This window comes from Streptococcus sp. CF7_Ac1-8, from assembly GCF_024295435.1.
In the GTDB taxonomy this organism is placed as follows: Bacteria; Bacillota; Bacilli; order Lactobacillales; family Streptococcaceae; genus Streptococcus; species Streptococcus mitis_AP.
The window spans coordinates 31,192-44,977 of sequence record NZ_JANCPI010000001.1 but is presented as its reverse complement, the minus strand read 5'-3'; the positions used below and the strand labels follow the sequence as shown (position 1 = coordinate 44,977).

The 13,786-nt window shown below is 35.7% G+C and carries 3 protein-coding genes; all 3 read left to right on the top strand.

Annotated features, from left to right (window positions below):
- The first annotated feature begins 17 nt into the window (after positions 1-17).
- The 3 genes from NMM26_RS00160 (at position 18) to NMM26_RS00150 (ending at position 13,659) form a co-directional block, all read left to right on the top strand.
- Complete coding sequence (locus NMM26_RS00160; protein WP_254753752.1) at positions 18-1,196, top strand: hypothetical protein; 1,179 nt, start codon at positions 18-20, stop codon at positions 1,194-1,196.
- Positions 1,197-1,439: 243 nt separating this feature from the next.
- Positions 1,440-8,024 carry a ZmpA/ZmpB/ZmpC family metallo-endopeptidase gene (locus NMM26_RS00155; protein WP_254753751.1) on the top strand — a complete coding sequence of 2,195 codons (6,585 nt, stop codon included), beginning with the start codon at positions 1,440-1,442 and terminating at the stop codon, positions 8,022-8,024.
- Positions 8,025-8,067: 43 nt separating this feature from the next.
- On the top strand, positions 8,068-13,659 hold the full coding sequence (locus tag NMM26_RS00150) for an SIALI-17 repeat-containing surface protein (protein WP_254753750.1): 5,592 nt from the start codon (positions 8,068-8,070) through the stop codon (positions 13,657-13,659).
- Positions 13,660-13,786 lie beyond the last annotated feature (127 nt).

Genomic DNA, 13,786 nt, shown 5'->3' with positions numbered 1-13,786 from the left:
TCTAGAAAGGAGACCTCATGACACTTCCAGTTAGAAAATCCCTGCACGATACGGTTTTACAGGCTTCAAAAGCTGATACTTGGGAACAAGCTACCAAGGAATGGAATGAAGTTTCCTTGATTTTTAACGGTATCGGCCGCAGTAATTGTGTCTGTGGAAATGCCATCAAGTACGCTTATGAACTCTTTAATGGTGTCACAGGCCAACGCCTCTTTCCGATTGGTAGCGACTGTGTTCGTCATTTTCATCGATTGACCCTTGACCAGCAACTGGAAGAGGAAAAAAAACTGCTCAGAAAGGTTGAAAATCTAACCAGAAAAGCTAAGAAAAAGGAAAAAATCAAGGTCAATAAAAGTGACTTTGACGAGCGTCTTCTAAAGTGGCTCTGGGAAAAAGGTGTTTTTAAACCCAATCGTGGCAATCAGTTCACACCTGAAAGAGACTACCAACTCTTTCTAGAAGTCTTTCAAGGAGGCAGTTGGACCAAGGCAGAACCCAAGAAGAAGGCTCGTATGGAAGAAGTCCTAGAAAAGTATATCAAGCCCTTTTTACTTGGAAAACCGGATGACCAACTCTATCTTGTCAAGCTAGGCAAGGAGAAAATTGACTACGAGCAAGAACTGCGTATCCAGGCTGAGAAAGAGCGCAGGAAGAGGGATAAAATCGCCAAACAATATGCAGACAATCTAGTTCTAGCCATGGGCCCAGCGGAACGTGCCTATCAAGATTACTTTGGCTTTACAGAAACCCTAACCCAAGAAGAACGTAAGTGGGAGAAAATACTTTTTGGTAAAAATAGGACAGAACGGGCTGTCAAGGCCAAACAATACCAAAAAGAGCTGGAAAAAGACCAACGAATTGCCAGTCAGGATCCAATTGAAAGAAAACAGAAGCAGACCTGGCTCCTCAATTCCTATTTTCGTGAGCTTCCTGAAGAAAAAGCCAGATTTGCTCGACTCTTATTAGAATATCGAAAAAGTGGAGAAGTTCCCTTTTCAACTGAATATCTGTCAGATCATCTGCTCGACTTTTTCTATAAAATGAAAGCTTTTGAGTTTGAAATCGCACCAGAACAAGTCCGAGATTTTCTAAAAGAAAGTCTCCAGTCAGAACATCTATCCTCAGCACAAGAAAGCTGGATAGAAGGAATTCTCCTCAACTGCCTCAAACCATTTTTAGAACGATTAGTGATATAAGTAACACCTACCGTGGAAATTCCATGGTAGGTTACATTTTATCCAAAAAGAGAAAATAGGAAATGGCAAACCCTGCTCCTTCGTATTTTATATATAAAACAAAGTATGAAAACGTAACGCAATTTTAAGACTTTTTGGTAAATTAAGAGTATAATTAAAGTGTGGTGCCTTTTTTATAGATAATACGCTAATATATTAAAGGCCTTCGTAAGATAAATATAAATTTTATTTCAAGGAGGAATAATGGAAAAGTATTTTGGTGAAAAACAGCAGCGTTTTTCATTTAGAAAATTATCAGTAGGACTTGTATCTGCGACGATTTCAAGTTTATTTTTTATGTCTGTTTTAGGTAGTTCATCTGTGGATGCTCAAGAGACTAAAGGTGTTCACTATAAATATGTGACAGAGTCAGAGCTATCATCAGATGAGCAGAATAAGCTTATCTATGATATTCCGACATACGTGGAGAATGATGATGAGACTTATTATCTTGTTTATAAATTAAATTCCCAAAATCAACTGGGGGAATTGCCAAATACTGGAAGCAAGAATGAGATGCAAGCCCTGGTTGCTGGTGCTAGCTTAGCAGCTTTGGGGATTTTAATTTTTGCCGTTTCCAAGAAAAAAGTTAAGAATAAAACGGTATTACATTTAGTATTGGTTGCAGGAATAGGAAATGGTGTTCTTGTATCGGCTCATGCTTTAGAAAATAATCTTTTGCTAAATTACAATACGGACTATGAATTGACTTCTGGAGAAAAATTACCTCTTCCTAAAGATATTTCAGGTTACACTTATATTGGATATATCAAAGAGGGAAAAACGACTTCTGAGTCTAAAGTAAATAATCAAGAGAAATCCGTAGCCACTCCTACAAAACAACAAAAGGTGGAATATAGTGTTACACCGAATTTTGTAGAGAATCCATCAACAGTACAAGCTATTCAGGAACAAACACCTGTTTCTTCAACTAAGCCGACAGAAGTTCAAGTAGTTGAAAAACCTCTTTCTACAGAATTAACGAATCCAAGAAAAGAAGAGAAAAAATCTTCAGATTCTAAAGCACAATTAGCCGAACATAAGAATCTAGAGACGAAGAAAGAGGAGAAGATTTCTCCAAAAGAAAAGACTGGAGTAAATACATTAAATCCACAGGATGAAGTTCTATCAGGTCAGTTGAATAAACCTGAACTCTTATATCGTGACGAAACTATAGAGACAAAAATAGATTTTCAAGAAGAAGTTCAAGAGAATTCTGATTTAGCTGAAGGAACTGTAAGAGTAAAACAAGAAGGTAAATTAGGTAAGAAAGTTGAAATTGTCAGAATATTCTCTGTAAACAAGGAAGAAGTTTCGCGAGAAATTATTTCAACTTCAACGACTGCGCCTGTTTCAAGAATAGTAGAAAAAGGTACTAAAAAAGCTCAAGTTATAAAGGAACAACCTGAGACTGATGCAGAACATAAGGAAGTACAGTCTGGAGCTATTGTTGAACCCGCAATTCAGCCTGAACTACCAGCAGCTGTAGTAACCGACAAAGGTGAGCCTGCAGTCCAGCCAGCGTTACCCGAAGCTGTAGTAAGTGACAAAGGCGTACCTGCAATTCAACCAGCTTTACCGGAAGCAGTTGTAAGCGATAAAGACAAACCAGCAATTCAGCCAGAGTTACCAGAAGCTTTAGTCACGGGAAAAGGCGAACCTGCAATTCAACCAGCTTTACCAGAAGCGGTAGTAGGTGATAAAGGTGAATCTGAACAGGTAGCCCCACTTCCAGAATACACAGGAGTACAAGCTGGAGCGTTAGTAGAACCAGAAAAAGTAGAAGCGCCAAGAGAATATACAGGGATACAAGCTGGAGCAATAGTAGAACCAGAACAAGTAACTCCACAACCAGAGTACAAGGGGACTCAGTCTAGTGCCATCGTCGAACCAGAGACCCATGCTTCCTTACCAGAATATACAGGTGAGCAATCGGGAGCTGTTGTAGCCCCTGAGACAGCTGAAAAACCAGAATATACCAGCACCCAGTCTGGAGCAATAGTCGAGCCAGAGCAGGTAACACCGCTACCTGAATACACAGGAGTACAGGCTGGAGCAATAGCAGAGCCTGAGAAAGTGGAAGCTCCGAGAGAATATACGGGTATACAAGCTGGAGCGTTAGTAGAGCCGGAGAAAGTAGAGCCAACTAGAGAGTATTCTGGAAGTATTGAACAACCAAGTACAGAAGAGACTAAACCAAATAATGAAAATACTAATACACCAGAAGAAATGAGTATTCAGAAAAAATCTAGTGCGTTAATTAATATGACCTTTATTACAGATTCGACGAAGGGAACTGGAGTGGGATCAGCTACTTTTATTGCACCAAATGTACTTTTAACAGTAGCTCATAATTTCATTAATAATTCTTCTGATAATACTACAGGTAAATTCATAGGGGATGAAACCAAAAATACATATGAATGGGTAACTCCCGATGGGCGAAAAGGAAGATTTACTGCTAAGGATATTCATTTTTATAATCAAAAAGATTATCCAAAAGGATTTATCTATGATTTAGCAGTGGTTAAGCTACCTGAAACAACTGGCAGAGAACATGTAGAATTAGTTAAAAATTATACTAAAGTAAATCTTAATGACAAACTAAATGTTCATGGATATCCAGGTGGGGAATATACGCACTTAAAAGATGCTACAGTAGAAATGGAGCAAAAATATGCGAATAATACCTACGGTGTTCAATATCAAGGTGGAAAACCTGGTATGAGTGGTGGAGGAATATTTAATGCTAATGGTGAAGTTATTGGTGTCCACCAAAATGGTGCTAAGAACCGTTCAGGAGGATTAATATTATCTCCAACACAATTAGACTGGATTAGAAGTATTATAAATGGTAAAGAAATTACTCCGACATATGATGCACTAGAACGTCATAAAGATGAGAAAAAAGACGATGTTAAAGAAGAAGACGTTAATAAGAAATTAGAGCTTAGAAATATATCTTCTGTAGAACTATATTCAAAAGAAGGTGATAAGTATCGTCATGTAACTTCATTAGATTCTGCACCAAATGACCCACAAAATTACTTCATGAAAGTTAAATCAGAGAACTTTAAAGATGTGATGCTACCAGTTACAAGCATTACTAATGCTAATAAAGATAATAGAGATGTTTATAAAATAGTAGCAAGTGCAAATAATCTGATACATCATGAAAATAATAATGTATTAGAAAATTATACTTACTATTTACCAAAAACTCAGCAAAGTGAAACTGGTGTCTATACATCATTTAAAAATTTAGTAGATGCAATGAATAGCAATCCTAATGGTACATTCCGTTTAGGAGCAACTATGGATGCTCGTGAAGTCGAACTTCCAGATGGTCAAGAAAGTTATGTGAAAAATGAATTCCACGGTACACTAATAGGTCAAAATAGTAATAAGTATTACGCTATTTATAATTTGAAAAAACCATTATTTGGGGGATTAAATGGTGCTACAGTAGAAAACCTTTCACTAAAAGATGCTAATATTTCTGCAAAAGATGATACTGCAACACTTGCAAAAGAAGCGAATAGCAATACCCATATTGATAATGTTCATGCTGCTGGAGCAATAGCTGGTGAACGTGGAATAGGAGGATTAGTATCACAAGTTAATAATTCTACTATTTCTAACAGTAGCTATACAGGTAGAATAACTAATACATATAAAACAGTAGCTAGTTATCAGATTGGAGGTTTAGTAGGTAAACTTTCAGGTTCGGGAGCATTAATAGATAAGTCGATTGCATCTATCGATATGGCGACGAATGCAACGCAAGGTGATCAGTCTATTGGCGGAATAGCTGGTGCAGTAATTGATAATGCTGTGATAAGCAGTAGTTATGCTGAAGGGAAACTAAATAATGTTAAACCTTTTGCTTATGTAGGTGGTGTAGTTGGAGACCTTTGGGATCCAGTGGATGGTTTAGAAAAATCTGGAAAACTATTAAATGTACTAAGTGATGTTGATATTACGAACGGTAATGCTATAACTGGTAAAGACTTTACTAGGATGAAAGCAACTTCTGTTTATAGCAACAAAAATAATAAGGTTGTGAACGTAGTACCAGAAGATGATGAAATCTTAACTAAGGATTCTGTTGTTCAAAGAGGAGAGGTATTAGAAGACGCACATATTAGAGAGAAAAAAGCTGCTTTTGCGACTAAGAATACTATTAAAACAGAAGACTTTAATTTATCTTCTAGATATGTAACTGACTATAGAAATCTTGAGAATGCTGATTCATCAAAAGAAAAAGTATATAAAAATATAGAAAAACTATTACCGTTCTATAATAGAGAAACAATAGTTAAGTACGGGAATTTAGTAGAGTCAAGTAGTAATCTTTATAATAAAGAATTATTATCAGTTGTTCCAATGAAAGATAATGAAGTAATTAGTGATATTAACAAATACAAATCAAGTATAAATAAACTATTACTATATTACGCGGACAATACATCAGAGACAAAAAATATAGAATATCAAAATGATTTTTCAAATGTAGCAGAGTATAGAATAGGCGGTACAAACTTAATTTATACACCGAATACATTACTTCGCAATTATAATAATATTTTAGATGAAGTATTACCAGCATTAAATAGTGTAGAATACAAATCAGACGCAATTAGAAAAGTATTAGATGTTTCTAAGGATGTTAGTTTAACGGAGTTATATTTAGAAGATCAATTCAATACTACTAAACATGATTTGAGAGACAGTTTAACAAAACTACTTACTGCAGATGCTGCAATAGTGGAAAATAACAATAAGACAATAGATAATTATGTAATCGAAAAAATTAAAAATAATAAGGAAGCTTTACTTCTAGGATTAACATACTTAGAGCGTTGGTACAATTTTAAATATGGTGATACAAAAGCGAAAGATTTAATCATGTACCACTTGGATTTCTTCGGTAAATCAAATAGTTCAGCGTTAGATAATGTTATCGAACTAGGTAAATCTGGATATAATAATTTACTAGCGAAAAATAATGTTATAACTTATAATGTTTTATTAGCGAAAAATTATAAAACTAATAATTTATTTGATGCATTAGAAAAATATAGACAAGCATTCGTGCCAGATAAAACCAATAACGAGTGGTTTAAAGAACAAACTAAAGCCTATATAGTAGAAGAAAAATCTACGATTAAAGAGGTAAGTGATAAACAATCAAAAGCAGGCACTCCGCAATCTATAGGGGTATATGATAGATTAACTAGCCCATCTTGGAAATACCCAAGTATGGTCTTGCCGCTATTAACATTACCTGAAAAATCGGTGTTTATTATAGCCAACATTTCGACTATAGGATTTGGTGCTTATGATAGATATAGAAGTAAAGAACATCCAGCAGGAAATAATTTAAATGACTATGTTGAGGCAAAAGCTAGAGAAGCGGCTGCTAGATTCAGAGATCACTATGATTACTGGTATAAAATACTAGATGATAAAAATAAAGAAAAATTATATAGAAGTGTTCTAGTCTATGATGCATTTAGATTTGGTACAGATGAAAAAGAAGATAAAGATACATACCAAGCAACTTTTGAAACTGATCATCCAGCAATAAAACACTTCTTCGGTCCAGCAGGAAATAATGTTGTTCATAATTCTAATGGAGCATATGCTACGGGGGATGCATTCTACTATATGGCATATCGTATGCTTGATAAAGATGGTGCGGTAACTTATACACACGAAATGACGCATAACTCAGATAGAGAAATTTATCTTGGAGGATATGGAAGAAGGAATGGACTTGGACCAGAGTTTTATGCTAAAGGATTGTTACAAGCTCCTGATCATCCATACGATCCTACTATTACGATTAACTCTATATTGAAGTATGAAGAAGCAGAAAATCCAACTAGACTTCAGGTAAAAGATCCTACAAAACGATTTAATAATGCAGAAGATTTGCAAAAATATATGCATAATATGTTTGATGTAATTTATATGCTAGAATATCTAGAAGGTAATGCAGTTGTTAAATTAGAGATTGATAAGAAAAACGAGTTATTGAGAAAAATAGAAAATAAATTTGAAACAGATCCAGATGGAAGTAAGGTTTATGCAACTAATGTTGTTCGTTACTTAACAGTTGAAGAGCTTAATAAGTTAAATTCATTTGATAGTCTAATTGAAAATGATGTTATTACTAGAAGAGGATACGAAAATGACAACGATAATACCTTTAAACGAAATGGATATTATACAATTAAACTATTTTCACCAATATACGCAGCTTTAAGTAATAATGAAGGAACACCGGGTGATTTAATGGGACGTCGTATGGCGTTTGAATTATTAGCTGCAAAAGGATTTAAAGATGGAATGGTACCATATATTTCTAATCAATATGCAGAAGAAGCAAAAGCTAAAGGTAAAGTGATTAAGTCATATGGTAAAGTAGTCGGTAATGTAACTGATAAGTTAGTGCTTGAGAAAGTATTTAATAATCGTTATTCATCTTGGGTAGAATTTAAAAAAGCAATGTATGATGAACGAATAGCTAAATTTAATAATCTAATCAGTATTAGTTTCTATAATCCAAATGTAAGTTTCTCAAGAAATAGTAAGGTAACAATAACTAATATTGATATGCTTCGTAAAATGATAACTGAGGCTGTTAATGCTGATGCAGAGGATGAACGTGTAAATATTTATCCTGAATATAGTAGAGTTCATAAACTTAAACAAGCAATCTTTAAAGCATATTTAGATCAAACTAATGATTTTAGAAGTTCAATTTTTGAGAATAAAAAATAGTGTTTGCTATTAGGAAATAAAAAGTAAAGGTAGAGGATTACAATTGTCATTATTAAAAAAAGATAAATTTTCCATTCGGAAAATAAAAGGTATTGTTGGCTCAGTATTCTTGGGAAGTCTTTTATTTGCACCGTCAGTTGTGGGGGCATCCACATATCACTACTTAGATTATGCTAATTTGACGCAAAATGAACGTACGCACCTGAAATCAGGTACTCCCGATGAATCAAAAGAGTCATATGCCTTGGTTTATGAAAAAGACGCATTACCAAACACAGGAAGTTCTCAATCTATTATGACTGTATTTGGTTTATTGACCATAGGTAGTCTTGTTGTAGTTATTACAAAAGATAAGAGAAACAAAAAAATAGCTACATTTTTGATTGTAGGGGCGACAGGTTTAGTTACACTATCAACTACTTCAGCACTTAATTTGAATGCTAACATCCATGAGTCTGGACGTGATGGTGTGTTGCAAATTTCTGGTTATAGATATGTTGGTTACTTGGAGTTTGATGATAGAACTGTTTCGTCGGTTTCTCCGACCTCAACTGTTTCGCCAGTTGAGCAACCCAAAGTTATAGCAGAGAAAGGCGAACCTGAGGTTCAGCCAGAATTAGCAGAAGCAGTCGTAACCGACAAAGGCGAACCTGCAGTTCAAGCAGAATTACCAGAAGCTGTTGTAACTGAAAAGGGGGAACCTGAGGTGCAAGCAGCTTTACCAGAAGCTGTTGTGACTGACAAAGGCAAACCAGAAGTTCAGCCAGCATTACCTGAAGCCATAGTCACTGAAAAGGGGGAACCGGAAGTTCAGCCAGCGTTACCAGAAGCGGTTGTGACTGACAAAGGGGAACCAGAAATTCAACCAACATTACCTGAAGCTGTTGTGACTGATAAAGGAGAACCAGAAGTTCAGCCAGCGTTACCAGAAGCGGTTGTGACTGATAAAGAGGAACCGGAAGTTCAACCAGCTTTACCAGAAGCGGTTGTGACTGACAAAGGCAAACCAGAAGTTCAGCCAGCATTACCTGAAGCCATAGTCACTGAAAAGGGGGAACCGGAAGTTCATGAAAAACCAGCATACACTGAACCGGTAGGCACAGTTCCAGACGATGCTCCTAATGCTGAGAAACCAGAATATACTGAACCTGTAGGTACAACAGGAGTAGATGAAAATGGCAACTTGATTGAGCCACCTGTTATCAACATTCCAGAGTATACTGAACCAATATCTACAGTTTCAGAAGTTGCACCAGAAAGAGAAGAATTGCCTTCTCTACATACCGATATCCGGACAGAGACTATTCCTAAAACGACTGTAGAAGAATCTGATTCTACCAAATTTATAGGCGATGATTCTATTAAACAAGTTGGTGAGGATGGCGAACGTCAAATTGTTACTAGCTATGAAGAGTTACATGGCAAAAAAATTAGTGAACCAGTTGAAACAGTAACTATTTTGAAAGAAATGAAGCCTGAAATTCTTGTAAAAGGTACAAAAGAAAAGCCTAAAGAAAAAACGGCTCCTGTTTTGACTTTGGAGCGAACAGATACAAATGTATTAGACCGCTCCGCAAATCTTTCTTATCATTTGGTTAATACAGATGGAGTCAAGATCAATAAAATTACTGCGACAATTAAAGATGGAAATGAAATTGTCAAAACAGTAGATTTAACTTCAGAGCAATTAGATAAGCAGGTAGAAGATTTAAAATTCTACAAGGACTATAAGATAGAAACCACTATGACCTATGACCGTGGTAAGGGAGAAGAAACTGCAACATTAGAAGAGAAACCACTTCGCTTGGATTTGAAAAAAGTTGAAATTAAAAATATCGCATCTACTAATTTAGTGAAGGTAAATGACGATGGTACTGAAACACCTAATGATTTCATGACTGAAAAACCTTCAGATGAAGATGTGAAGAAGATGTACTTGAAAATCACTAGTCGTGATAATAAAGTAACACGTTTAGCAGTTGATAAGATTGAGTTGGTGACTGAAAAAGAAAAAGAACTTTTTAAAATTACAGCAACTGCTCAAGATTTGATTCAACATACAGACCCAACTAAGGTTCGTAATCAGTATATTCACTACCTCGAAAAACCTGTACCAAAAACGGATAATGTTTACTACAACTTTAAAGAGTTGGTTGAGGCGATGAGAGCGGACATGAAAGGTACGTTTAAAATCGGTGCCGATTTGAATGCTACGAATGTTCCTGCTGCTGGTAAACAATATGTACCTGGGACATTCCAAGGTCATTTATCAAGTGTCGATGGTAAGCAATACACGATTCATAACATCGCTCGACCGTTATTTGATCGTGTTGAAAATGGTTCAATTAAAAACATTAATCTAGGTAATGTTGATGTCAATATGCCTTGGGCTGATAATGTAGCACCTCTTGCTAATATGGTTAAGAATGCTACTGTTGAAAAAGTTAAAGTTACAGGTTCTGTTGTTGGCAATAACAATGTTGCTGGTATTATTAACAAACTCGACAAAGGTGGTAAATTGAATGACGTTGCCTTCATTGGTAAAATACATTCATTCGGTGACAAAGGTTGGAAAGTAGCTGGTATTGTTGGTGAAATCTGGAAAGGTAACGTAGATAAAGCCTATGTTGAAGCCGATATTACAGGTAATAAAGCTAAAGCTGGTGGTATTGCAGCAACAACCGATAACGGCATGGATAACAACACTGTTGGTAAAGAAGGTTCAATTCGCCATTCTGTGGCAAAAGGTACGATTGATATTCAAAATCCTGTTGAAGTTGGTGGATTTATCAGTTCGAACTGGGTTCTAGGTTTACTAGAAGACAACGTTTCTATGATGAAAGTTACCAAAGGTGAAATCTTCTATGGTTCTAAGAACATTGACGAAGAAGACGGTTATTTTTCAGGAAATCGATTGAATAGAGATTTCGTTGTTGAAGGTGTAAGCACAGGTACTTCAAGCTTTAAACGTTCTAAGAACGTTAAGACTATTAAAACAGAAGAAGCGAATAAGAAAATTGAAGGATACGGTATTACGGCTAACACCTTTGAGATTAAAAATCCTGTTGTAAACAAATTGAATGTGTTGACTTCTCGTGAAAATGAGTATAAGACAACTCAAGACTACAAAACAGAACGTGATTTAGCATATCGTAACATTGAAAAGCTTCAACCGTTCTACAACAAAGAGTGGATTGTTAACCAAGGTAATAAACTAACTGAAGATTCAAACTTGTTGACAAAAGAAGTGTTATCAGTTACAGGAATGAAAGACGGACAATTTGTAACGGATTTATCAGATATTGATCATGTGATGATTCACTATGCAGATAAGACTAAAGAAATCAAAGCTGTTCATCAAAAAGAGTCTAAAGTAGCGCAAGTTCGTGAGTATAGTATCGATGGATTGGGTGACATTGTTTATACACCAAACATGGTTGATAAAAATCGTAATCAATTGATTCAAAACATTAAAGGTAGGTTAGCGACTGTTGAATTAATTTCTCCTGAAGTACGTGCCTTGATGGGTAATCGGGATAGAGCTGAAGAAAATACAGAGGAACGTAAAAACGGTTATATCCGAGACCTTTATCTCGAAGAAAGTTTTGCTGAAACGAAAGCTAATCTTGATAAATTGGTCAAATCTTTGATTGAAAATGCTGACCATCAATTAAATAGTGACGAAGCGGCTATGAAAGCACTTGTTAAGAAGGTGGATGAAAATAAAGCTAAAATCGTGATGGCTCTTACTTACCTTAATCGTTACTATGATATCAAGTATGGGGATATGACTATCAAGAACTTGATGATGTTTAAACCTGACTTCTATGGTAAGTCAGTTGACCTTCTTGATTTCTTGATTCGAATTGGATCAAGCGAGCGAAATATCAAGGGCGACAGAACTTTGGATGCTTATCGTGATATGATTGGTGGAACTATTGGTAAAGCTGAATTACATGGCTTCTTAGATTACAACATGCGTCTCTTTACTAACGATACTGATTTAAATGATTGGTTTATCCATGCGGCTAAGAATGTATATGTATCAGAACCTCAAACAACGAATCCTGATTTTGCTAACAAACGTCATCGTGCATTTGATGGTTTGAACAATGGTGTTCATAATCGTATGATCCTACCTCTATTAACGCTTAAGAATGCACATATGTTCTTGATTTCAACTTACAATACAATGGCTTATAGCTCTTTTGAGAAATATGGTAAGTATACAGAAGAAGCTAGAAACGAATTTAAGAAAGAGATTGATAATGTTGCGAAAGGTCAACAAACTTACCTTGATTTCTGGTCACGTTTAGCATTGCCAAGTGTACGTGACCAATTACTCAAGAGTCAAAATAGGGTTCCGACACCTGTTTGGGATAACCAAAACTATCATAACGTTGAAGGTGTAAATCGTATGGGTTATGATAAGAACAATAAACCAATTGCACCTATTCGTGAATTATATGGACCAACTTGGAAATTCCATAATACCAACTGGAATATGGGAGCTATGGCATCTATTTTCCCAGATCCTAATAATAATGACCAAGTTTATTTCATGGGAACAAATATGATTAGTCCGTTTGGTATTTCAGCCTTTACTCACGAAACAACACACGTTAATGATAGAATGCTTTACTTCGGTGGTCATAGACACCGTCAAGGTACAGACGTCGAAGCCTATGCGCAAGGTATGTTACAGACACCTGATAAATCGACAGGAAACGGTGAATATGGCGCTTTAGGTTTGAATATGGCTTATCATCGTGAAAATGATGGTAATCAATGGTACAATTATAACCCTGATAAGCTTCAAACTCGTGAAGATATTGATCGCTACATGAAGAACTACAATGAAGCGTTAATGATGTTGGATTATGTTGAAGCAGATGCTGTAATTCCAAAATTAAATGGTGATAATAGCAAGTGGTTCAAGAAAATTGACAGAGTCGATAGACATGTTGATGGCTTAAATAATTTAACTGCTCCACACCAATGGGATAAAGTTCGTGACCTAAATGACGGAGAGAAAACTAAACCATTGGCAAGTATTGATGATTTGGTTGATAATAATTTAATGACCAAACATAACAATCCGGGTAATGGTGTGTTCCGACCAGAGGACTTCACGCCTAATTCAGCATATGTTAATGTTCAAATGATGGCTGGTATTTATGGTGGTAATACAAGCAAAGGTGCTCCAGGTTCATTATCATTCAAGCATAATGCCTTCCGTATGTGGGGTTACTTTGGCTATGCAAATGGATTTATCGGATATGTATCTAGTAAATACCAAGGTGAAGCTGATAAACAAAATCAGGGTAGATTGGGTGATGATTTCATTATCAAAAAAGTTTCAAACAACCAATTCTTAAACCTTGAAGATTGGAAGAAACATTGGTATCATGATGTGAAAGCCAGAGCTGAAAAAGGATTTACAGAGATTACAATTGATGGACAAACCATTCACAATTATAACGAATTGAAAGCCTTATTCGACAAAGCTGTCACAGAAGACCTCAAGAAAGCTGGAAACTACTCAAATACTGAGAATTTGAAATCCAAAGTATTCAAAGCACTTCTTAAAAACACAGACGGTTTCTTTAATCAACTGTTTAAAAAAGACATTTAAATGTTTAAAATATAAAGGAGGCAGTTTTTTGCTCCCTATGAAAAGTCATCATTTGATGGCTTTTTTCTATACAGGGAGCTTAAAAGGCTATCATCAGACAAAATAGAGAAGGCATGATATAATATAA

What these genes read in the sequence shown, in the direction of transcription:
- NMM26_RS00160 (WP_254753752.1), top strand. Translation starts at nt 18, where the DNA reads ATGACACTTCCAGTTAGAAAATCCCTGCACGATACGGTTTTACAGGCT.
- NMM26_RS00155 (WP_254753751.1), top strand. Translation starts at nt 1,440, where the DNA reads ATGGAAAAGTATTTTGGTGAAAAACAGCAGCGTTTTTCATTTAGAAAA.